Origin of the sequence: Streptomyces luteolus (genome assembly GCF_029968015.1) — a bacterium.
In the GTDB taxonomy this organism is placed as follows: domain Bacteria; phylum Actinomycetota; class Actinomycetes; order Streptomycetales; family Streptomycetaceae; genus Streptomyces; species Streptomyces luteolus.
This window is the reverse complement of sequence record NZ_JASCIS010000039.1, coordinates 1-22,729: the sequence shown is the minus strand read 5'-3', so window position 1 is coordinate 22,729 and position 22,729 is coordinate 1. Positions and strand designations below refer to the sequence as shown.

Annotated in this window: 18 protein-coding genes; 4 read left to right on the top strand and 14 right to left on the bottom strand. The window is 71.5% G+C overall.

Features of this window, described 5'->3' with window-relative positions; all coding sequences use genetic code 11:
• Positions 1–85 precede the first annotated feature (85 nt).
• Positions 86–2,356 (top strand): AfsR/SARP family transcriptional regulator, encoded by a 2,271-nt coding sequence (locus QIT00_RS29300; protein ID WP_282538451.1) that lies wholly within the window; start codon positions 86–88, stop codon positions 2,354–2,356.
• 147 nt (positions 2,357–2,503) lie between these two features.
• Complete coding sequence (locus tag QIT00_RS29295) at positions 2,504–3,214, top strand: gamma-glutamyl-gamma-aminobutyrate hydrolase family protein (protein ID WP_282538450.1); 711 nt, start codon at positions 2,504–2,506, stop codon at positions 3,212–3,214.
• A 282-nt stretch (positions 3,215–3,496) separates the two neighbouring features.
• Here QIT00_RS29295 and QIT00_RS29290 read toward each other — a convergent pair whose 3' ends face one another.
• From QIT00_RS29290 to QIT00_RS29260, 7 genes are all read right to left on the bottom strand, one after another.
• Positions 3,497–5,032 (bottom strand): FAD-dependent monooxygenase, encoded by a 1,536-nt coding sequence (locus QIT00_RS29290; RefSeq protein WP_282538449.1) that lies wholly within the window; start codon positions 5,030–5,032, stop codon positions 3,497–3,499.
• A 12-nt stretch (positions 5,033–5,044) separates the two neighbouring features.
• A complete protein-coding gene (locus tag QIT00_RS29285; protein ID WP_282538448.1) occupies positions 5,045–6,007 on the bottom strand; it encodes an alpha/beta fold hydrolase in 963 nt (320 codons plus the stop codon).
• Positions 6,008–6,060: 53 nt separating this feature from the next.
• Complete coding sequence (locus tag QIT00_RS29280) at positions 6,061–6,897, bottom strand: NAD(P)H-binding protein (RefSeq protein WP_282538447.1); 837 nt, start codon at positions 6,895–6,897, stop codon at positions 6,061–6,063.
• A gap of 59 nt (positions 6,898–6,956) precedes the next feature.
• Complete coding sequence (locus QIT00_RS29275) at positions 6,957–8,417, bottom strand: FAD-dependent monooxygenase (protein WP_282538446.1); 1,461 nt, start codon at positions 8,415–8,417, stop codon at positions 6,957–6,959.
• A gap of 296 nt (positions 8,418–8,713) precedes the next feature.
• Positions 8,714–10,237 carry an MFS transporter gene (locus tag QIT00_RS29270; protein WP_282538445.1) on the bottom strand — a complete coding sequence of 508 codons (1,524 nt, stop codon included), beginning with the start codon at positions 10,235–10,237 and terminating at the stop codon, positions 8,714–8,716.
• A 121-nt stretch (positions 10,238–10,358) separates the two neighbouring features.
• Positions 10,359–11,084, bottom strand: coding sequence for a hemerythrin domain-containing protein (locus QIT00_RS29265; protein WP_282538444.1), 726 nt, complete (start codon positions 11,082–11,084; stop codon positions 10,359–10,361).
• 238 nt (positions 11,085–11,322) lie between these two features.
• Entirely contained in the window at positions 11,323–12,408 is a 1,086-nt protein-coding gene (locus QIT00_RS29260; RefSeq protein WP_282538443.1) for a ScyD/ScyE family protein, read from the bottom strand.
• Positions 12,409–12,649: 241 nt separating this feature from the next.
• Between QIT00_RS29260 and QIT00_RS29255 the strand changes: the two genes are divergently transcribed.
• Together QIT00_RS29255 and QIT00_RS29250 are read left to right on the top strand one after the other, a co-directional pair.
• Positions 12,650–13,735, top strand: coding sequence for a methyltransferase (locus QIT00_RS29255; RefSeq protein WP_282538442.1), 1,086 nt, complete (start codon positions 12,650–12,652; stop codon positions 13,733–13,735).
• A gap of 356 nt (positions 13,736–14,091) precedes the next feature.
• Positions 14,092–14,556, top strand: a complete 465-nt coding sequence (locus QIT00_RS29250) for a carboxymuconolactone decarboxylase family protein (protein ID WP_282538441.1) — start codon at positions 14,092–14,094, stop codon at positions 14,554–14,556.
• A 106-nt stretch (positions 14,557–14,662) separates the two neighbouring features.
• On the opposite strand, the gene QIT00_RS29245 is transcribed toward QIT00_RS29250, so the two are convergent.
• The 7 genes from QIT00_RS29245 to QIT00_RS29215 form a co-directional block, all read right to left on the bottom strand.
• Positions 14,663–15,439 (bottom strand): response regulator transcription factor, encoded by a 777-nt coding sequence (locus QIT00_RS29245; RefSeq protein WP_282538440.1) that lies wholly within the window; start codon positions 15,437–15,439, stop codon positions 14,663–14,665.
• A 139-nt stretch (positions 15,440–15,578) separates the two neighbouring features.
• Entirely contained in the window at positions 15,579–15,983 is a 405-nt protein-coding gene (locus tag QIT00_RS29240; protein ID WP_282538439.1) for a GNAT family N-acetyltransferase, read from the bottom strand.
• A complete protein-coding gene (gene purB / locus QIT00_RS29235) occupies positions 15,967–17,253 on the bottom strand; it encodes an adenylosuccinate lyase (protein ID WP_282538438.1) in 1,287 nt (428 codons plus the stop codon). The genes QIT00_RS29240 and purB overlap by 17 nt, the downstream gene beginning before the upstream one ends.
• Positions 17,254–17,316: 63 nt before the next feature.
• Positions 17,317–18,840 carry a type I glutamate--ammonia ligase gene (locus QIT00_RS29230; protein ID WP_282538437.1) on the bottom strand — a complete coding sequence of 508 codons (1,524 nt, stop codon included), beginning with the start codon at positions 18,838–18,840 and terminating at the stop codon, positions 17,317–17,319.
• Positions 18,841–18,862: 22 nt separating this feature from the next.
• Complete coding sequence (locus QIT00_RS29225; RefSeq protein WP_282538436.1) at positions 18,863–20,248, bottom strand: amidase; 1,386 nt, start codon at positions 20,246–20,248, stop codon at positions 18,863–18,865.
• A gap of 79 nt (positions 20,249–20,327) precedes the next feature.
• A complete protein-coding gene (locus QIT00_RS29220; protein WP_282538435.1) occupies positions 20,328–22,253 on the bottom strand; it encodes a hypothetical protein in 1,926 nt (641 codons plus the stop codon).
• Positions 22,250–22,579: a 4Fe-4S dicluster domain-containing protein gene (locus QIT00_RS29215; protein WP_282538434.1), complete on the bottom strand. Its 330-nt coding sequence runs from the start codon at positions 22,577–22,579 to the stop codon at positions 22,250–22,252. Before QIT00_RS29215 ends, QIT00_RS29220 begins: the two co-directional genes overlap by 4 nt.
• Between the last annotated feature and the right edge of the window lie 150 nt (positions 22,580–22,729).

Sequence of the window (22,729 nt, the reverse complement as noted above, 5' to 3'; positions counted from 1 at the left end):
CAATGGCCAGTGTGGGTGGGGGAGTTCATACGTTCGCGATTGATTCGCTATACATCAGCTCGTTGCGCGGCAGGAAAGGACTGTCATGACGGTGCGTTTCGCAATTCTGGGGCCGGTGGAGATATCGCTGGCCGGTCAGCCGATGCGCGGAGCTGCGCCCCGGCACCGCGCCGTGCTGGCCTATCTGCTGCTGCACGCGAAGACCGTGATCAGCGTGGAACGGCTCATCGACGCCATGTGGGGGCCGACGCCGCCGGACACGGCCCGTGCGCAGATCCACGCGTCGATCGCGGCGGTCCGCCGGGTGCTGCGCAGGGCGGGCGCGGACGAGCTCCTGCAGACGCGGACGGCGGGATACGTCATCTCGCCGCTGCCCAGCCAGCTCGACCTGGCGGAGTTCACCGCCCGTACGACCGCCGTGCGGGAGACCGATCCGGTCGCCGCCGCCGCGGAGCTCCGCGCCGCGCTGTCCCTGTGGCGGGGCCAGCCGCTGACCGGTGTGCGGGCCGACTACACCGCGAGCGCGCGGGCCCGCCTGGAGGAACGGCAGTTGACAGCTTTCGAGCAGCTGGCCGAGGTCGAGCTGTCGCTGGGCCGGCATGAGCAGATCATCGACGAGCTCACCGCGTACGTGACGGCTCATCCCTTACGGGAGCGGGTGGCCGGGCAGTTGATGCTCGCCCTGCACCGGTCGGGGCGTCAGGCCGACGCCCTGGCGGTCGCCCGCTCGCTGCGTGAAACGCTCGTCGACCAGCAGGGCCTCACCCCGGGGCGGGCGTTCGCCACGCAGGAACAGGCCATCCTGCGTGACGATCCGGCGCTGCACCGCTTTGGGCTGCACACGTCCGCCGTGGCGTCGGGTTCTTCCGTGGCGTCCTCGCGGCCGGTCGCGGTGGGTGCTGCGGGTTCGGTGGGTGCTGCGGGTTCGGTGGGTGCTGCGGGTTCGGTGGGTGCTGCGGGTTCGGTGGGTGCCGTGGGTTCCGTCCGTGCTGCGGGTTCGGGGGCAGGGGCGAGCGTGCTGTCGCGGTGCGCCAACTTCCTGCCGTACGCCCCCTGGGACTTCTGCGGGCGTACCGCCGAGCTGGAGCGGCTGTTCACCGACCGCGCGGGTAGTGACGAGGCCGCGACGGTCTGGGGGATCGACGGTATGGCGGGGGTCGGCAAGACGGCGCTTGCCGTGCACGCCGCACACCGGTGCGCCGACGCGTACCCCGACGGGCAGCTCTTCGTCGATCTGCGGGCGCACACACCCGGCAGTCCGCCCCTGGACGTGGGTACGGCGCTCGGGGTGCTGCTGCGGCAACTCGGCGTCCCCGCCGGGCACATCCCGGTCTCCGCCACCGACCGGGCGGCGCGGTGGCGGGCCGAACTGGCCGGCCGCCGGGTGCTTGTGCTCCTGGACAACGCTGTCGATACTGCCCAGGTGCGGGCGTTTCTGCCGGGGGCGACCCGCAGTCGCATGCTCGTCACCAGCCGCCGCCGGCTCACCGGTCTCGACGGTGCGCTCGCCCTGTCCCTCGATCCGCTGCCGGTGGCGGACGCGCTTGAGCTGTTCACCCGGATCGCGGGGGAACCGGCCGCCGCGGATCCGCTCGCCGCCCTCGATGTCGTACATCGCTGCGGGCAACTCCCCCTCGCTGTGCGGATCGCCGCGTCCCGGCTGCAGCACCGGCCGCAGTGGACCGCCGCTCACCTGGCCGACCGGCTGCGGGACGAGCGGTGCCGGCTCGGCGAACTGTCGACCTCCGAGCGGGGGGTCGCGGCCGCTTTCGCACCGTCGTACCGGCGGTTGACGCCCGCTCAGCGGCGGATGTTCCGGCTGCTCGGGCTGCATCCGGGGCCGGATGCCGACGCCTGTGCGGCGGGCGCGCTCGCGGGTGTGGGCCGCCGGGAGGCCGAGGGTCTCCTGGAGGGGCTGCTCGACGCGCACATGCTGCTCCAGCACGGGGCCGACCGCTATGCGCTGCACGGCCTGTTGCGGCGGTACGCCGTTGCCCGCGCGCAGGAGGAGGAGCTGGTCGACAACCGCCGTGCCGCGCTGACCCGGCTCTTCGACCACTACCTGGCCGGGGCTTCGGCTGCCGGGAGGCTGCTGTCCCCCGGGGACACCGCGGTTCCGGCGGCGCCGGGGACCACATCGGGGACCGTGCCTGGGGCCGCGCCGTTCCGGGACGGGCAGGCGGCCCGGGTGTGGCTGGCCGCCGAGCGCGCCAACCTCGTCGCGGCCGGGGCGTACACGGTTGCCCACGGCTGGCCGGGCCACTCCCACCGGCTCGCGGCCGCCCTGCACCAGTACCTGGATCTGGACCTGGACGAGCAGCCCCAGAACGCCGAGGCCCGTGCCCTCGACGCATGAGCCCGGGCGCGGGCCTGGGGTCCGCATCGGCGAGCGCTCGACTCCCGGTCCAGGGAGGTGGGGTGCACTGGCCGCAGCGCCGGACTCGGCACGTTCCCGGGTGCCCGGCCGACATGAGTCAACTCGGATGAGAGGGACGGCAGCCCGATGACGCAACCCATAGTGGCGGTGACCGCCGACGCAACCACGGTGAACTGGAACATCTGGGGTGACGTGGCGGTCTCGCTACTCCCGCAGCCGTACCTGACCAAGGTGGCCCAGGCCGGTGGGGCGCCCGTACTGCTGCCTCCGATCGCCGAGGCGGTCGAGCCCGTCATGGAGCGGGTGGACGCCCTGCTGATGAGCGGTGGTGCCGATATCGATCCGGCGCTGTACGGCGCCGAGCGGGAGAAGTTCACTTTCCCGCCTCACGAGGCGCGGGACACCGCCGAGCTGGCCGCCCTTGCCGTGGCCGAGCGGCGCGGCATTCCGGTCCTGGCGGTCTGCCGGGGCCTGCAGCTCATCTCCGTCTCGCGGGGCGGCACCCTCGACCAGCACCTGCCCGAGCACTCCCCTGCCGTGCCCGGCCAGTACGAGCCGCGGGTCATCCAGGTGAAGCCGGACTCGGTGCTCGGCTCCGCGCTCGGGCCGTCACCGACCGTGTACTGCCACCACCACCAGGGCATCAGCAAGCTCGGCAACGGTCTGGTGGCCACCGCTTGGTCGGACGACGGGGTCATCGAGGGCGCGGAGGCCGAGGACCCTGCGGCGCCGTTCCTCGCGGGGCTGCAGGCGCACGGGGAACTCGGGGACGACACCGTGCCGTTGTTCCGGGCCTTCGTCGAGGCCGCCAAGGCCGGAGCGCGAAGCCGGAGTTGAGCGGAGACGGCGACGGAGGCTGAGACCTTCCTCGGCCGGGGTTCTGCAACTCGTAGCCCGTAGCGAGCCAGGCCCGGGACCCCTGCCTGTGGTCGGGGTCCCGGGCCTGGGGGGAGCCGGGTGGTCGGTGAGAGCCACCGCACCGCCTGCGGTGCGGGGGATGTGCCCGCCGGCGGTGAGGTGGCCGTACCCGATGAGGCCGGCCCTCGTCTCTCTGACGAACGGAGTGCCACGGATGTGACCGGCCCCTCCAACAGAGGGGAAAACAGCGGCCGTTCGGCGTCAGACCACCGGAACCCCGCCCACCGCCGTGCCGAACCAGCGCTCCAGGGCGCTCCGCAGCCGGTCCACGCCGTCCGGGGCCGCCCAGGCGACATGGCCGTCCGGACGCAGCAGCAGCGCCTGGGGGCCGTCGGGTGCCGGGGTGTCGCCGTCGGCCGCCCAGTCGGCGGTGACGAGGTCGACGCGGTCGGTCCACTCGGCGGCCGTACTGCGGATGCGGGTGGCGTCGGCCGCGGCGGGCGTGACGAGGACGACGCCGCGGGCCGCGTGGAGCATGTCGGCGACGCGGCAGTGATCGCCGTCGGGGAGCCGCAGGCCCCGGCTGGGGTCGAGCCGCAGGCCGAGGAGTGGGTGTTCGCCCGCCTGCTCTCCCATGTCGTACCGGACGTCGAGGCCGCTGACCATTCCGGCGAGCTGCCGTGCGACGTCGGGGAGTTCGACGAGTTCGCGCATGACGGAGCGCAGTGGCTCCATCTCGTCGCCGGTGAGGTAGAGCTTGGTCTGGGCGCGGGTGTTGCGCATCAACTTCTCGCCGACCGGGTGCCGTTCGCTCTCGAAGGTGTCCAGGAGGCCGTCCGGCGCCCAGCCGGCCAGGGTCGCGGCCAGCTTCCAGCCGAGGTTCACGGCGTCCTGCACGCCGACGCTCATGCCCTGGGCGCCGGCGGGCATGTGGATGTGTGTGGCGTCGCCGACGAGGAAGATGCGGCCACTGCGGTAGTGCTCGGCCTGGCGTGTGGTGTCGGTGAAGGAGCTGATCCAGCGCACTTCGGCGTCGTGCACGGATTCGCCGGTCATGCGCTGCCAGGCGTCGGCGATCTCCGTGAACTTCAGGGAGCTCTTGTCCTCCGGTGGCCGCAGGTTCTCGTCGTGGATGACGATCCGGTCGACGCCGTTCTCCAGGTTGAACGCCATCACCATGCCGTCGGGTGTCTTCTCGCCGATGGGCCGCTGGCGCACGCCGGCGCCGACCAGGTCGGCCATGTACATACCCCGGGTGGCGTTCCAGCCGATGAAGTCGATGCCGGCCAGGCGGCGGATCAGGCTGCGCGCCCCGTCGCAGCCGACCAGATAGGCGGCGTGCTCCTCGCCGTACCCGTCGGGGCCCTGGTACTCGACGACGACGCCGTCCGGGGTCTGCCGGTAGCCCGTCACCTCGTGCTGGCGCTTGACCTGTACGCCCAGTTGTTTCAGCCAGTCCTCGAGGATCTCCTCGGTGCGGAACTGGGGGATGCCGCGCACGCTGAAGTGGTTGTCTGCCAGCTTTCCGAAGTCGATGCGTACGCCGCCGAAGTGGCCCTGCGCCCATTCGACGTCGCCGAATCGGTCGAGCAGTCCGCGCTGGTCGAACACCTCGGCGGCCCGACGGGTGAAGCCGACGCCGCGCGACTCCCCGCTGGGCGCGGGGAGTTTGTCGTAGACGACGACGTCCACGCCGCCGAGCCTCAGTTCACCAGCGAGCATCAGCCCGACCGGCCCAGCGCCGACGACTATCGCGCCCTTTGCCATTTCGTACTCCTCCTGCAGTTGGACCTTCATGCGGACGGATGGTCAGGCGAAGAACTCCAGGAGCGCCTCGCTGATCAGCTCGGGCTCCTCCTCGGGCAGGAAGTGCACCGATCCGGAGGCCTGCTGTACGCGCACGTCGGTGCCGAGCGGCGGCAGCTTCCGCTGCAGTTCGTCGTACGTGTAGGTGCCGGCGATGCCGAGCAGCGGCATCGTCAGCGGTGGGTACTTGGCGAGGTCCTCGATGTCCTGGTGGAAGGCCTGGTACCAGGCGGTGCCGGAGCGGATGGCTTCAGGGGTGTTGTGGGCGTGGGCGTAGATCTCGCGGTCCTGCTCGGTGACGAGGTCCTGGTCGGCGAGGGAGTGGGCGAAGAGCCAGTCGAGCAGGTGGCGCATCCGCCCGGCGAGGAGTTGTTCCGGCAGCTCGTGCAGCTGGTTGAACGCCCACCACCACAGGGCGACTCCGCGGTTCGGCCGCATCAGCAGGGGCCGGTCGTAGTCGCTCGCGTCGGCGGGCGGTGTGTCGAGCAGGGCCAACTTGCGGGTGGCTTCGGGGTAGTTGGCGGCGAAGCTGTACGCGACCATGGCACCGATGTCGTGCCCGGTCAGGTTGACCTGGCGGTAGCCGAGGGTGTGGACGAGGCCGAGCAGGTCGCTCGCCATGGTCTTCTTGTCGTAGCCGCCCTCGGGCATGTCGGTGCCGCCCTGGCCGCGGATGTCGACTGCGACGACCCGGTGGTGGCGGGCAAGGTCCGGCATGATCTTGTGGAAGGCCCACCAGGTCTGCGGCCAGCCGGGCAGCAGGAACAGCGGGTCGCCGTGTCCACCGGTCACGTAGTGCATGCGCAGGCCGTTGACGGTTGCGTACTCGCTGGTGAAGCCGCCGGGCAGGGAGCGGGCTAGCGCCTCGTCGCTCGGCACGGTGGTGGCCGCGGTGGTGCCGGTCGCGGCGGGTGGGGTGGTCGCTCCGGGGCCGGGAGCGGTCGTCTTTCTGCTGTTCCGTGTCATGTGGCCGGTCTCCTCGCGTCGTCGGGGCTCGGTGTGCGCGTCCATGGGCGTGCCTAGGTGCGGAAGGCGGCCGCGTGCTGCGCCGCCCACTCGGAGAAGGGGCGGGCGGGGTGGCCAGTGAGCGTCTCGACGTCGTCGGAGAGCGGTACGGGGTTGGTGCTCGCGGCCCACAACTTCAGCAGGGCGTCGGCGATGTCGTCGGGCATGAAGCCGGGTTTGCCGGCCCACCAGGTTTCGGGGGTGACTTGCTCGACGGGGATGTCCCGGCCCACGGCGGCGGCGATGATCCCGATCTGCTCGGTGAAGGTGAGCGAGCTCGGCCCGGTGAGGTGGTACGAGAGGCCGCGCAGCCGGGGTTCGGTGAGGACCGCGTACGCCGCCTCGGCGACGTCACGCTCGTTGACCGGGTCGGCGTGGCTGTCGGGGTAGGGCAGGGCGACCGCGCCCCGGCCCTTGAGGGACCAGGCCCAGGGCAGGGCGTTGCTGGCGAGCGCGCCGCAGTTGAGGGCGGTCGAAGTGAGGGCGGACGCGGCGAGGGCGCGCTCGACGGCGAGGTGACCGGCGGCGATCGGGTCGGAGTCGGCGCCGGGGCGCAGCACGGCGTCGGCGGACATAATGACGGCGTGCTGGACGCCGGCTGCCTCGGCCTGCTTGACGAAGGCGTCGATGGCGGCCGGTTCGCAGTACAGGAAGACGGCGTCGATGCCGTCGAGGGCGGGCGCGAAGTGGGTGGGGTTGTCGAGCGCGAGCTCCACGGTCTCGATGCCCGCGTTCGGGGTCAGCCTGTCGGGGTTACTTGAGCCGGCGCGTACGGCGACGCCCTTCTCATGCAGGAGTTGCACGAGCTGGGAGCCGACCTTGCCGCTGCTTCCGGTGACGAGGACTGTCATGGCGTGGGCCTTTCCGGGGTCTTGGGCGGGGCGGTCAACTGGCCTGTCCACGGCGGGTGTTACGCGGCCGGCCCGAACCAGCGGGTGAGGGCGGCCTGGAGGTCGCCGCCGTCGGGGGCGGCCCAGGCGACATGGCCGTCGGGACGCAGCAGGACCGCCTCAGGGCCGTCTTGCTCGGTCCAGGTGCCGGTGACGATGTCGACGCGGTCGGACCAATCAGCGGCGGTCTTCTCGGTGGTGGCGGTGTCGCCGGTGGCGATGAGCACACCGCGGGCCGTGTGCAGGAGTTCCGCGACCCGCCGAGGCGTCTGGCTGCTCGTAGGCCGCAGTTGGAGGCCGGGGGCGAGGCGCAGGCCGAGCAGTGGGTGGCCGGTGGCGCCGACGTCGTAGCGCAGGTGGAGGCCGCTGACCTGGCCGGCGAGGTGGCGTGCTGCGGCGGGGGACTGTACGAGTTCGCGCAGGACGGCGCGGAGCGGCTCCATCTCCTCGCCGCTCAGGTACAGCAGGGACTGGGCGTGGACGTTGCGGAGCAGTTGCTCGCCGACGGGGTGCCGTTCCGCGTGGTAGGTGTCGAGGAGGCCATCGGGGGCCCGGCCGTTGAGGGTGGCGGCCAGTTTCCAGCCGAGGTTCACGGCGTCCTGGATGCCGACGCTGACGCCTTGCGCGCCGAGTGGGGCGTGGTCGTGGGCGGCGTCGCCGGCGAGCAGGACACGACCTCGCCGGTACTGCTCGGCGAGGCCGGTGGCGTTGGTGAGGGCGGTCATCCAGCGGGTTTCGCCGTGGTGGATGGACTCGCCGGTCATGCGCTGCCAGGCGTCGGCGACCTCGGTGAAGGTCAGGGTGCCCTCGCCATGGTGGGGGCGTACGCCGGGTTCGTGGATGACGATCCGGTCGTAGCCGTCGCCAAGGCCGACCGAGAGGACCATGCCGCTGCCGTGGACCCGTTCGCCGATGGGACGGGGCCGGATGCCGGCTCCGGTGACGTCGGCCAGGTACATGCCGCGAGTGGCGGCGTCGCCGGGGAAGGCGATGTCCGCGAGGCGGCGTACGGTGCTGTGGCCGCCGTCGCAGCCGATGACGTACTGGGCGGTGTCCTCACCGGGGCCGTCGGGGCCGTCGTACTGGACGACGGCCGTGTCAGGGGTCTGCTTCAGGCCGGTGATTTCGTAGCCGCGTCGGATGGGTACGCCGAGTTCGGTGAGCCAGTCGGTGAGGGTCTGTTCGGTGACGGACTGGGCGAGGCCCATGACGCCGAAGTGGCTCTCGTCGAGGAGGGTGAAGTCGATGCGGACGCCGCCGAAGTGGCCTTGCTGTCCCCAGCGGAATTCGCCGAGTCTGTGGAGCAGTCCGCGTTGGTCGAGGACTTCGGCGGTGCGGCTGGTGAAGCCGAGGCCGCGGGACTCGCCGCTGGGTCCGGAGAGTTTGTCGTAGACGACGACGTCCACGCCGCCGAGCCTCAGTTCACCGGCGAGCATCAGCCCGACCGGCCCAGCGCCGACGACTATCGCGCCCTTTGCCATGTGGCACTCCTCCTGCAGATGGGTGTGGCTTGTCAGCTCTTGTCGCGCGGCAGTGAGACATGGGTCAGGCCAGGTCGTCTGCCGGGTCAGGCCCAGTGAAGACCTGCTGCATCGAGCGGCGCTGTAGGCGGAGTACAGGAGCGGGAGCGGCGGCGGGAACGGCGGCGGGAACGGCGGCGGGAACGGCGGCGGGAACGCGGCGGCCCCGCCGGTCCCTTGGCGGGATCGGCGGGGCCGTGGGTGGTGCGGGGTCCGGCGCGGTGGGCCGTGGTGCCGTCAGTTCTCCGGCGTGGCGGTCACTTCTCTGACGTGGCGGCCAGGGCGGAGTCGGAATCCTCGGCGGGCTCGTCCTGGGCCCGGGCCTCGGCGGAGTTCATGGACTGCTGGCCGCGCGGCATCAGGAAGGCGACGACAAGCAGGGCGATGACGCCGAGGACGGCGGCGGACAGGAACGCGGTCTGGTTGGCGCTCTCGTTCGCCTTGACGATGGCTGCCTCGTCGCCGCCCGCGGCGGCCATCTTGGTGGCCATCCCGCTGTACGCGATGGTCGCGACGACGCCGAGGCCGAGGGCGCCGCCGGCCTCCTGGCTGGTGTTGATCAGGCCGGCGCCGATGCCCGCCTCCTTGTCGGAGACTCCGACGAACGCGGCGATCTGCAGGGTCACGAACACCATGCCGCAGCCGAGGCCGAGCAGGATGAACGGGCCGAGGAGGTCGACGAGGTAGCTGCCGTCGGCCGGGGCACGGGCGATCAGGAGGAGGCCCACGACGCTGAGTCCGAGGCCCATCACGACCACGGGGCGCGCAGCCATCTTGGTGACCAGGCCGGAGGCGATGCCCGCGCCGAGTGCGACGCAGACGGCGAGCGGCACGTAGGCGAAGCCGGCCTTCATCGGCGAGAACCCGAAGACGTCCTGCATGAAGAGGCTGGCGAAGAAGAACAGGGCGGTGAAGGTGCCGAAGACCAGGACGGCGGCGATGTTGGCGACCCGCATGGTCTTCAGGCGGAAGATGCGCAGCGGCATCATCGGCGAGGCGACCTTCGACTCGATGGTCAGGAAGGTCGCGAACAGCACGACCACGGCGGCGAGGGAGCCGATGGTGCGGAAGGTGCCCCAGCCGACGTGGGTGGCCTCTCCGAGGGTGAAGATCAGCAGCAGCAGGCCGGCCGTGAGGGTGATGGCGCCGAAGGTGTCGAACTTGCCGCGCTCGCCGCCCTTGCTCTCGGGGATGATGCGCGGGGCGATCAGGGCGGCGCCGAGGCCGATGGGCACGTTGATCCAGAAGATCCACTGCCAGCCCGGTCCGTCGGCGAGTACACCGCCGAGCATCACGCCGATGATCGAGGCGATACCGGAGAGGGAACCCCAGACGCCGAGTGCCTTGTTGCGTGCGGCGCCCTCTTCGAAAGTGTTGGTGAGGGTCGCCAGGGCGGCGGGGGTGATCATCGCCGCGCCGAAGCCCTGGACGGCGCGCGAGGCGATGAGCATCGTGCCGTTCTCCGCGAGGCCGGAGGTCAGGGAGGCCAGGGCGAAGATGGTGAAGCCGATCTGCATCATGCGGCGGCGGCCGAAGGTGTCCGCGAGGCGTCCGCCGAAGAGCAGGAAGCCGCCGAGCATCGTCGCGTACGCGGTGACGATGTAGTTCAGGCTGACGTCGGTCATGCCCAGGCCGTCCTGAATGGACGGCAGCGCGAGGTTCACGATCGACACGTCGGTGAAGACCATGAACTGGCCCATGCAGACGAAGGCCAGGATCACCCCGGGGCTGAAGCCCGCCCCGGGACCTGACCGGCTCGTGGCCGAGTCGGGTGCAGCCATTGTGTTACTCCTCAACTGTGCGGGATCGGGTCATCGGTGAGCGGTCCCCGACGCAGCGGTCGGCACAGCGGGAACCTTGGGGACGGGCCGGCGCGGTGGGCCTGGGGAGCGTCCGTCACTGCTATGACGGATCGGAGGTGACGGATGTGACCGGGCTGCCGGATTCCGTTCCCTGTCGGAGGCCGAGGGCCCGGACGCTGTCCTCGTACCGGCCCAGGAGCTGGGGGCCCGCGTCCCGCAGTTGCGGCGGGAAGTTCTCCGTCAACAGGTCGCGTCCCCGGGCGGGCTCGGGGTCTTCGAGCAGGCCGAACATGAAGTGCAGGCCGAAGCGGGGCGAGCCCTGGATGAAGGCTTCGCGCAGCCGGGCGATGTCGTCCCCGGGCACGCCCGGGAACAGCTCCTGCACTATGGCCTCCTCGGCGGTGAGGTGCCCGCTGAGCACGTCCTGGACCCGGCGTGCGACCTCGGCGCCGAGGCGCGCGGGCCCATCGGTGGGTGCCCCGGCGGCGTGGGCCCGGTCGAGGTCGTCGACGGCCGTCTCCAGGGCGTGCAGCTCCCGGTCGAGCACCACGTGGTCGTCCGAGAGGTTCTTGAGGCCGGCCGCGGAGTCCGGGTACAGGCCGTTGAGTACGGGCCAGAACAGGTCGTCCTCGGCCGTGTGGTGGGCGTGGGTGAACGCAAGCAGCCAGCGGGTCGCCTCGACCAGCGTGGCGGTGTCCGTCCGCCGTCCGGCGGCGAGCCCGTGGAATGCGTCGGCGACCAGCCGGGTGCCGCGGCGAAGGATCGCGTGGACGGCGACGAACTCCTCGTACATGCGGGCACCCGGGTTCTGAGCCGCGTCACTCATGGAAACTCCCGTCGGTTTGCTGGGCCATGACCCGGATACGAGTCCGTGCGGACGGTATGCGGGCACGCGCCAGATATAACCGGAGTGCGCCTGAGAGTTCCTCAAGTGTCGGTGGAGACAGGGGAGTTCTGCTGGTCAGGTCAGGAGGCAGTGGATGCAGACGGCGGACGGCCCCGTCGGCGGGGGAGGTGCGACGGGGCCGTGCTTGAGGGGCTGCCACTGGGTCAGCGGTGAGCGATCAGCGGGAGAGGTGGACCAGCTCGCCGTCGGTGCCGAGGGTCTTGTTGGTGATGTACACCCCGCCGTTGCCGTCGGCCTCGATGCCGGTCGGCTGCTTCAGCTTGCCGTCGGTCGGTATCTCGGTGACGTCCCCGGTGCCGGTGCCGACCGCGAAGACGGCGCCCGGCTGCGGGGGGCCGGCCAGCGGGGCCTGGCTGTACGACAGGGCGAGCAGGTCGCCCTTCTCGTCGAGGGCGATGTCCACCAGGTTGGTCATACCGGTGGCGAGGACCTCGGGCTCACCGCCCGGGGCGATCTTCCAGATGCGGGAGGCGTCGACCTGCCCGCCGCTCATGTCGGCGACGTACACGGTGCCGTCCGCGGCCTTGGCGATGCCGGTGGGCACGCTCTCGGCGGCGCCGGAGGGCAGCTCGTTCTTGGGCACGACGGCCGCGGTGGATGTGCGGCCGCCCGGGGCGGACCGGATGACGGTGTTGGCGCCCGCGTCGGTGGTCAGGAAGCCGCAGCCGCTGCGGACGAGCGACCACGGGTTGGCATGTACGTCGCCGCCGTCGGGGTTCAGCCGCGTCTCGTGGTCGGTGAGGTCCGCGAGGACCTTGTTGTCACTGGTACGGAACACGGTGCCCAGGGTCGCGGCGTCCGCGCCGAGGGCGGTGCGCTCGCCGGTGGTGCCGCCGAGGCCGCTGACCACGATGTAGCCGCCCCGATGGTCGGGCAGCACGTTGGAGGGGCCGTTGGCGCTCGCCGGGGCGCCCGCCTCGGCGCCTTCGGCGACGGACGCGAGGCCGGTCACGACCCTGCCCTGGCGGTTGCCGTCGACGGCGAAGACGGCACCGGTGGCGGCCACGCACTTCTCGCCGACGGCGCAGCCGGGCCTGCCCTCGCCGGCTTCGGCCACCAGGACGGTGCCGTCGCGCAGCGCGGTGACGCCCCGGGGGTTCTTCAAGCCGGAGGCGATGACCTGCACGGTCCAGTCGGTGCGGTCCGTGGCAGCGGCCGGGGCGACGGCCAGCGGCACGGCCAGGGCACCGGCCACGCCCGAGGTCAGCAGGATCCTCTTCCAGGAGCTGCGCGAATTCTGCATTTCTCTCCTTCGATGCACGCTCCCCCCTGTTTTCCGGAGAGCAGTTTTAGAAGCGTGCGCCACCGTAGAGGGCCCCACTTGAATTTACGAAGAGCCGGACACGCCCTAGGCCGGACGGCCCGAATAGGCCCTGATCGGTATCGAGCGAAGCTCCAGGGGAAATCCACTCCTTTTCTTTACCGTCGGCTCGAGCCCCCTTCCCATGCGGGGAAATACTGCGCCATTCACCTGGAGGAATCGCATGCTCGAACTGCCGCCCCCGCAGGTCGTCCGGGAAGCGGAAAAGAACCGGGCCGAGCTGCAGAAGCAGAGCCGTGAGCTCGCCCCGCCGCCGTTCGCCCTGCTTGAGCTGGCGATGGGTTCCATGCTCACCCAGGCGATCTACGCCGCCGCGGAGCTGCGCATCGCCGAGGAGGTGCACGAGGGCCCGCTCTCCCCCGCCGAGATCGCCCGGCGGGTCGGCGCTGATGCCGGGGCCGTGGGCCGCCTGCTGCGCCTCCTGGCCGGGCACCAGATCTTCGAGGGCCGGGCGGACGGCACGTACGCCATGACGCCGATGGCCGACGCGCTGCGCGCTGACCACCCGATGTCTATGCGCGATATCGCTGTCCTGATGGGGCACCCGACGCACTGGGAGGACTGGAGTCACTTTCTGGAAGTGGTGCGGACCGGGGAGCCGAGCGTGCCCAAGCACCGCGGCATGGGCTCGTTCGAGTACCTGACGCAGAACCCGGAGTACGGCGAGGTGTTCATCCGCGGCATGGGCAACATGTCGGACACGGAGACGCTGCCGATCCTGTCGGCCTACGACTTCTCGCGCTTCGGGACCGTCGTCGACTTCTGCGGCGGACGCGGCGGCCTGCTCGCGGGCATTCTCCAGCAGTCCCCCGGCGTGCGGGGCATCCTCTCCGACCCCCGGGTGGCCGGGAACGGCGCGGCCGCCTTCCTCGCCGAGCAGGGCGTCGCGGACCGCTGCGACACGCACGTCGGTGACCTGTTCGAGCCGGTCGTCGAGGGCGGTGACGCGTATGTCCTCAAGCACATCGTGCACGACTGGCCCGAGGAGCAGGCCCTGCAGATCCTGCGGAACATCCGGGCCGCCATGAAACCGGACGGCAGGCTGCTCCTGATCGAGATGGTGATCCCGGAGGAGGGCGACGACCCGCACTCCGGCAAGCTCGTCGACATGTGGCTGATGCTGCTGGTGGGCGGCAGGGAGCGTACGCCGTCCCAGTACGCCGATCTGGTGTCCCGGGCGGGCTTCAGGCTGGAGCGCGTGGTGGAGACTGCGTCGGCGGTCTCGATCGTGGAGGCGATCCCGGTCTGACCCGCCCCCTCCCCCAGTCTGATCCTTCCAACAGGTCCTGGTTCAGCGGCAGTCGGAGTCCGCTGCAGGACCGCTCGGGCCCTGCTCAAGGTTGGCTCCGGGCGCCCCGTGCCCGGGGTGCGGCTGCGGCATCATCGGGACCGGCCTGCTTGCGCGCACCTCCCGGGAGCGCCCCGGACGACAGCGGCACACCTTGGACGCCTGCCTTCGACAACGACCTGGGGGATTTCGGAACTGCTCGGGGCCGATGGTCACAACTGTGCCTTCCGGTTCGTCAGAGCAGTAGCAGCACCTGAGAAGCACGGAGCGCCCGGTAGCCGGATGCGCCAATTGATGTGAGAACTCTGGAGGAAATCATGACCGCTCGTATGCCCAACCCCGCCGCCGTGCTCGGCCCCGAGGTACTCCCGTCCCTGCTGAAGGTCGTCGGCGCGGTGAAGGAGACGGGTGTTCCTGACACCACGCTTCAGCTCGTCTACCTGCGTGCCAGCCAGATCAACGGCTCCAGCTGGAACGTGAACCAGCACTCCACCGCCCTCAAGGCGGCCGGGGAGAGCACCGAGCGGATCTTCAACGTCGCCGCCTGGCGCGAGACCCCGTTCTACACGCCGGAGGAGCGTGCCGCCCTCGCCCTTGCCGAGGCCGCGACCCGGCTGAGCGACACGGTCGACCCGGTGTCGGACGAGCTGTGGGCCGAGGCCTCGAAGCACTACGACGAGAAGCAGCTCGCCGCGCTCCTGGTGGCGACGGGTATCTCCAACTTCTGGCACCGCATCATGCCCACCACCCGGCAGCCTGCCGAGCTGCCGGCCCAGGGCTGAACGGCCCCACTGCGGTGGGAGGTTGACGGATGACATGACGGTGGCGCCGGGGAGAACCCCGGCGCCACCGCTCTGCTGTGCCCGCCCGCACCTCCTCGTGGGTTCCTCAGCCGTTGCCGAGCATGAAGCCCACGCCGCGTACGGTGACGATCCAACTGCTGTCGCCGAGCTTGCCGCGCAGGCTGCTGACGTGGGTGTCGACGGTGCGGCGTGACCAGGAGTCGCCCCAGACCTGCTGCAGCAGCTGTTTGCGTGAGATGACCGTGTCCGGGTGTGAGGCGAGCAGCCGCAGCAGGTCGAACTCCTTGCGGGTGAGGGCGACTTCCTCGCCGTCGACCAGGACTTCGCGGGAGCCGACGTCGATGTGCAGGCGGCCGCGGTGGATCGTGTGGGCGGCGGCGGGCTGCCACTGGACGCGGCGCATTACGGCCTCGATCCGGGCCATGAGTTCGCGCAGGCCGTACGGCTTGGCCACATAGTCGTCGGCGCCCGCCTGCAGGCCGAGGACGCAGTCGAGTTCGGAGGCGCGGGCGGTGACGATGATGACGGGCACCCGGCTGACGGCGCGGATGGCGCGGCAGACCTCCAGGCCGTCCAGGTCGGGCAGTTCGAGGTCGAGGAGGATCAGGTCGGCGTCCTCGTGGGCGCGCAGCGCGGCCGCGCCCCGTTTGACGCCGAGGGACTCGTGGCCGTGCCGGCGCAGTTGGGTGACCAGGGCGTCGGCACAGCCGGGGTCGGCGTCGACGACGAGGATGCGGCGCCCGGAGGGGTTCGGGACGGGCGTGCCGTGGCCGCTGACCTCGGGCTCGCCGCGCGGGGCGGGCGGCGGGGCTTGTGCGGGTGGGCGGGTGTCGAGCAGCGCGGGTGCCGATGTCTGGGTCATGCCTCCCCCGAGGTTCCTGTGCGGTGCGCGCGTGCGGCCGCCGGGCGCGCCGCCGCAGGTCCGGGGCTCGCCCTCGCCGTGAATCTAGGCGAGCGTGGTCGAGCCCCGGTACAGCCCGGCTGCCCCGGCTGTTCAGGTCCTACGGGTTGCGCACCCACGCCGATTCGTGCCGGGTGAACCCGATGTGCGGGTAGTAGTCGACGGCGGCGGGCGCGGAGAGGAGTACGAGCTTCGCGGCCGGGGCCGCGTCGCGGGTGGCGTCGAGCAGGGCGCGGCCGATGCCGGTGCGCTGGTGGTCCCGTACGACTGCGATGTCGGAGACGTAGGTGACGTACGAGAAGTCGGAGACGGCGCGCACGATGCCGATGAGGGCGCCCTGTTCGTCGCGGGCGACGAGCACGAGGTTGGCGTGTTCGAGCATGGCCGCGAAACGCTCCCGGTCCTCGACCGGGCGGCGCTCGCCGAGTCCGGAGGCGTGGTAGACGGCCAGGACCTCGTCCAGGTCGAGCGAGGCGCCCTCGACGCGGTCAGTCTTCCAGCTCATGCAGTTTCTCCAATCGGGTGCGGATCACAGCGTGGTGGGCGAGGAAGCGCTCGGGGCTGAGCCCGGCCAGGTCGATGCCTTCCTTGGCGAGAGTGGCGCCGAAGTGTTCCCCGGTGGCGATGGTGTGGTTGGCGGCGGCCTGCACGCTGCGGTAGGCGCGTTCGCGTTCCATGCCGTCGCCGAGCAGTTCGGCGAGGACCGGGGAACTGTAGATCAGGCCGTCGGTCTGGTCGATGTGTGCGCGCATCCGGTCCGTGTTGACGGTGAGGGAGGCCACCAGGTCGGCGGCCTTGGTGACCTGGAAGTGGCCGACAGAGAGGCTGTCGGGCAGGATCACCCGCTCCACGGACTGGTGAGCGAGGTCCCGCTCGTGCCAGAGCGCCACGTTCTCCAGGGCGGTGTCGGCGTAGCCGCGCAGCAGCCGGGCGAGGCCGCAGAGGCGTTCGCTGGTGGTGGGGTTGCGCTTGTGGGGCATGGCACTTGAGCCCTGGTAGGCGGTGGTGCGCTGCTCCTCGACCTCCCGGACCTCGGTGCGCTGCAGCAGCCGCAGCTCCAGGGCGATCTGCTCGACGCAGGCGCCCAACGTGGCGACAGACTGCAGGAGTTGGGCGTGCCGGTCGCGGGCGACGACCTGGCTCGGCGCGGGCTCGGCGGTGAGACCGAGTGCGGCACAGACGTGCTCCTCGACGCGCGGGTCGATCAGGGCGTACGTACCGACGGAACCGGAGACGGTGCCGACGGCGACGGCCTCGCGGGCCGCGGCGAGGCGGGTGAGGGAGCGGTCGACGGCGAAGGCGTGGGAGGCCAGCTTGTGCCCGAAGGTGGTGGGTTCGGCGTGCACGCCGTGGGTGCGGCCGACCATGGCGGTGTCCCAGTGTTCCAGGGCCCGTTCGGTCAGCACGCGGCGCAGCCGCCGGGCGGCACCGGCGACGAGGTCGGTGGCCCGGGCCAGGGTGTGGCCGAGGGAGGTGTCGACGAGGTCGTAGCTGGTCATGCCGAGGTGCACCCAGCGTGCGGAGGTCTCGGGGATGTTCTCGCAGTAGGCGGCGAGGAAGGAGAGCACCTCGTGGTCGCGTTGGCGCTCGATCTCGGCGACCCGCTCCGGCTCGGGTACGGGGGCCCGGCGCATGTCCTCGACGGCCTCGTGCGGTACGCGGCCGAGGCGGGCCTGTGCCTCGGAGGCGAGGATCTCCACCCGGACCCAGGTGGTGTAGCGGGTCCGGTCCGAGAAGAGGTCCGCCATCTCGGGCAGCGTGTAACGGGGAATCATGCGGGGCCTTCGTCCATCGGGGCGGGTGGGGACACAACCTCGGGCAGCGGGGGCCGCGAGCATTCAGTAGGCGCCGAAGTACTCACGCTGCTCCCACTCGGTGACCTGCCCGGGTGCGGGTGCGGCCTGCAGGGACCAGGCCTCGTAGCGACGCAGTTCGCTCTCCTTCAGCTTGGCGAGACAGGCGGCGAGCGGCTCGCCGAGGAGCTGTGCGGCGCGCCCGGCGCGGAAGGCATGGAGGGCGTCGGCGAGGCTCTGCGGCACGAGTTCGGCGCCGCCGCTGCCCGGGCCGGCGGCCGGGCCTCCGGGCGCGGGTGCCGGCGCGGCCTGGGCGGTGAGTCCCTCCAGGCCCGCGAACAGCTGGGCGGCGATGTTGAGGTACGGGTTGGCGCAGGGCTCGCCGATGCGGTTCTCGATGTGCGCACCGGCGCCGTTGCCGACGACGCGGAGCATCGCGGTACGGTCCTCCTGACTCCAGCCGATGCGGGTGGGCGCCAGGGTGTGCTCGGCGGCCAGACGCCGGTAGCCGTTGACGGTGGGTACGGAGAGCAGGAACAGCTCGCGGGCCCAGGAAAGCAGCCCGTCGGCGTACGCCTTGCCTTGGGGTGAGAGGCCGCTGGAGAGGCCCTCGGCGCGGAACAGGTTGGCGCCGGAGGCGAGTTCGGTGACGGACTGGTTCAGGTGCCAGCCGCTGGGGTCGGCGGCGTCCAGAAGCGGCTGCGCCATGAAGGAGGCGTGGTAGCCGCGGCGGGCGCACCAGCTCTTGGTGACGGTACGGAAGAGCAGCATCGCGTCGGCGGTGTCCAGGGCGGACATCGGGCTGAACGTCGTCTCGACCTGCCCTGGCCCGGACTCGTGCTCCATGGACCTGAGCGGCAGACCGAGGCGCAGCAGGTGCAGGGCGAGCGGGTCGGTGACGGGGGCGACGCTGTCGTAGTGGGCGTCGAGGTTGAACTGGTAGCCCGCGTTCAGGGCGGCCACGTGCGGGGCCTGGCCCTGCAGGCCGAAGCCGTTGCCGGTGTTGCCGGGTGCGGTGTCGAGGCGCCGGGTGAGGTACCACTCGACCTCCAGGCCGAGAACGGCGGAGAGGCCGTGTGCGGTGTACCGGTCGGCGATGCGGCGCAGAACGGCCCGGGAGGACAGCGGGTGCGGGGTGCCGTCGCGCAGGTACTCGTCGCCGATCACCCAGGCGGTGCGGGCCTCGCCGCCGGGCAGTTCCTGGAAGGTGAGCGGGTCAGGCACCAGGATGAAGTTTCCGGCCCCGGCGATCTCGTCGACGCCGATGCCGTGGTCGCCGAGGAAGTCGACGGCTACGGCGTGCCCGGTGTCGAAGAGGAACGGGCCGGGGCTGAAGTTCATGCCGTTGCGCAGCACGCTGCGGAAGGTAGTGGCGGTGAGGGTCTTGGAGCGGGCCAGGCCGTGCGGGTCGCCGAACACGACGCGGACGAAGTCGATGTCGGCGAGGCTCGCCTCGACGCGTTCGGCGGCGGCGAGCCGGGCCTCGTCCCACAGTGCGTGATCAGTGACGAACGAGGGCCGCCCGACGCTGCCCTCCGCGGCGGGCGAGGACCAGGACCTGGCATGCATGGCGGTACGTCCCTTCCTTGGTTCACACAGTGGGAGCGGTTGCGGGGCTGCTCACGGGCGGTGCCGGTACGCCGAGTTCGGACTCCAGGCTTCCGGCGAGGGAGATGACCAGGTCGTCGGCGCCGACGGGGCCGACGAGCTGGAGGCCGGCCGGCAGTCCGGAGCGGGTCAGGCCGGCGGGTAGGGACAGCGCGGGCTGCCCGGTCATGTTGAAGGGGTACGAGGCGGGCGCCCAGGCCAGCCAGAGCAGGTCGCGGGGGTCGGCGGCCCAGGATGGGCCGATGTCCTCGGCGGCGAACGGCTCGATGGGCACGGTTGCCATGGCGAGGATGTCGTACCTGTCCATGACGGTGCGCAGGGTGGAGCGCAGGCCCTGGCGGACTTCCTCGGCGCGGATCACGTCCGCGCCGCTGAGGGTGTGTCCGTGCCGTACGACCTCCAGACGCCCGCGGTCGGCCCACTCGTCGTCCTCGGGCCGCTGTCCTGCTGCTTCGGAGGCGGCGTAGATGTCGACGAGGGCGGGGTAGATGTTGGTGCAGCGCACTTCGACGTCCTCGACGACGTGGCCCTGGGCGGTGAGGGCGGCGCGGGCGCGGTCGGTGACGTGGCGGATCTCGTCGCCGGTGCCTTCGTACTCGATCCAGCCGATGCGCAGCCGCTGAGTGGCGCGGGGTGCGTCGAGGGAGCCGAGGCCGGAGTCGGGGTCGTTGAGGTGCGGGCCCTCGATGACCTGTCCGAGCAGTGCGGCGTCGGCGACGGTGCGGGTGATCGGGCCCTGGTGGGCGAGCCGGTCGGCGCCGTTGGGGAAGTACGGGACGCGGCCGTAGGACGGTTTGTAGCCGACGACGCCGCAGAAAGCGGCCGGGATGCGGATCGAGCCGGATCCGTCGGTGCCCAGGGAACCGTCGCAGAGCCCGGCGGCGACGGCTGCCGCGGCGCCGCCGCTCGAACCGCCCGCGGTCAGGCGCGGGTCGTACGGGTTGCGGGTGGGCGGGGCGGCCCGGCTGACGGTCGCGGCGCACCAGCCGTACTCGGAGGTGGTGGTCTTGCCGACGACGACGGCGCCGGCGGCGCGCAGCCGGGCCACGGCGGGGGCGTCCTCGGCGCGGCGGTCGTTGGGCAGGAGCGAGCCGCGGGTGGTGGGCAGGTCGTGGGTCTGCAGCAGATCTTTCACGGAGACGGTGACGCCGAGGAGCGGCATGTTCCGCCAGGCGTCGGCGCCGAATTCGCGGATGCGGGCGTCCGCGTACTCGGCGGCGCGCAGCGCCTCGTCGCCCGCGACGGCGACGAAGGCGTCGAGGGTGTCCCGTTCGCGGATGGCGCGCAGTACGGCTTCGGTGTGCTCGACGGCGGTGATCTCCTGCCGTCGCAGGAGTTCCCTGGTGTGGCTGATGCCGCGGGCGATCATCGGTTTCTCCTCTCCTGTGGGTGCCGGGACCTGCCGTACGGGTCAGGCTGTCGCGTGCGGGCGGGCGGCCCGTCGCGCGTCAGGAAGCGCGGCGGACCTGGTCGGCCTCGGGTGCGTCGGGTGTCTGGCCGGTGACGTTCGCCCAATGCCAGGCGGCGTCGAACGCGGTGACCTCCACGTCGGTTCCGGCGGTGACGAGTTCCGCGGCGAGGCCGGTGGCGTGGGCGATGAATGCCGACACCCGGTGTGCGGCGAGTAGGTCCTGCTCGCCGAACGGCTCCCCGGTGCTGCGCAGCAGGCGCAGGTCCATGAAGCCGTTGAACCGTCGCCCGTCGACCTCGACGGCCTGCGGGGAGCGGATGGAGAATCGCACGCTGTTGTTGACGTGCCCGTGGTGGTGCTGGTCGGAGTGGAACGCGACGTCCGGGATGGTGGGCGGCACGAAGTGGTCGCGGGCGAGGACTTCGGGCTCGCGCGGCAGGTTGCCCGCGACGAAGTGCCAGGAGTTGTACTGCATGCGCGAGGACATGGCCCAGGCGGCGTCGGCGAGCGCGGCGGTGCCGCCGAAGTGCTCGGCGGCCTCGGGCAGCGGCACCACGCAGCAGAAGAAGTGGGTGATGTCCCAGTCGCAGATCTCCGCCCAGCTCTCGCCGCGCAGCGCCCGGACGAGGTCGGGCAGGGAGCGCATGCCGCGGCTCATCGCGAAGTCGGCACGGAAGGCAACACTGGTCGCGGCGACGGTTTCGTACACCAGCGATTCCAGGCCGGTGCCGAAGTCGCCGTGCGGCTCGGCGAGCCAGCCGGGCGCGGCGGCCACGTCCTGGCCGAGCTCGGAGAGCGTGTCACCGTGCAGCGGCAGTCGTCGACACAGGCGGGCGACGACGGCGTCCTCGCGGGCGCGGGCGGCTCTGCCAGGCGCGGCGGCCACGCGCTCGGTCTTGTGCATGAGCGCGCCGTGGATCTCCCGGTACAACTGGGCGTGCCGGCCGGCGTGTTGGCGGCGTTCGCGCAGGGCGACGGCGAGGTCGTGCAGGTCGGCGACGCGGGTCGAGGGGGCAGCGGGGACCGGTTCGCCGCCGGGTACGGCGTTGTAGCCGCGGCGGATCCGCTCCAGCATGTGCGCGACGTGCTCGACGGTCAGCTGGGTGCCGTTGGCCTCTTCGACCCGCCCCGGCCCGGCGGAGCGGACAAGCAGGGTGAGGCAGACGAGCAACTGGGTGTCGTGGTCCGACCAAAGGTCGAGCGGGACGCCCTGCAGCGCGCTGAGGGCGCAGTCAGGGTGACCTGGCCAGAGGGTCTTGCCGGTGAGCGTGTTCTGGTCGCGGAAGTTCGTGTACTGCTTGTCCTCCTGGTAGAGGACGAACGGGGCGGTGCGCAGGGCTGCTTCCTTGGCCTGATCGAGCAGCGCGTCGCGGCCCTCGGGTCCCTGTTCCGCGAGCCAGGCGCGGCAGTCCGCGACGGCTTGGGTGCGCCGCTCGGCGGCACGGTCAAGCTGTTGCCGGTACGTGGCCAGAGTGGTCGCCGTCCACGGCACGCGGCGGATGCCGCCGACCAGGTCGCGGGGGTCGAGGGGGCGGCCGCCGGGGGTGCGCAGGGCGATGCGGCCGTTGGTGGCAAGGCCGATCTCGCCGAGGAAGGCGGGCGCTTCGGCGCCGTCGCCCGCGTCCGCCGCCACCTCCGCCTTCGCGTCTGTGCGCCAGCTGAGCCCGCTGAGGGCGAACAGGGCCGCCTGTTCGGCCGAGTTCAGGGCCCGCAGCTGCACGTCGGCGGGCACGTGCCGGTCGAGGGTGAGCAGTACGTCGAGTACGGCGGGCAGCTCACCGGCCTCGGTGGCGCGCTGCCAGACGTTCTTGAGCAGCCCGGGGAATCCGGCATCGGGTTCGCGCACGCGGTCCGGTTTGGCGGTGGTTCCGGCGGGGATGCCGAGCCGGCTGGGGCGGCGGCTGATCCGCTTTCTCGCGTTGCTGGCGCGGCGGGATTCGCGGCGCCCTGCGGGGCCTGTCATGCGGCACCTTCGGCGGTGAGTTCGATGTGGTTCCACATCGCGTCGTCGGTCGGGGTCCAGTCCTCGTCCACGTAAATGCAGTCGACCGGGCATTCGAGCACGCACGCGGGGCAGCCCGAGCAGAGTTCGGGGACGATCACCACGTCCAGGCCTCGGTCGAAGATGGCGCCGAACTCTGCGGGGCAGCCGCGCAGGCAGCTGTCGCAGGTGATGCACTCGGACGTCTCGATGCGCCGCGGCGGCTTCTTCCAGTTGTCGGCGCGGGCTCGTTGGGCAATACGTTCGGCGCGCTCCGACAGCGCGGCCGACGAGGCAAGGTTCTTCACGGGATCGGCCCCTTCGGGAGTCTTCTCGGCCAGGGCCGAGACGGACAGTTCCGATGGTCATCGCGGTCTCTCGACTGCCCCCGGAGCGCGAGTGGGGGCCAACTGGAGCTTGCAGCAGGTCAGTTGTCTTCCCTGTTGTGAGGTGCGAGT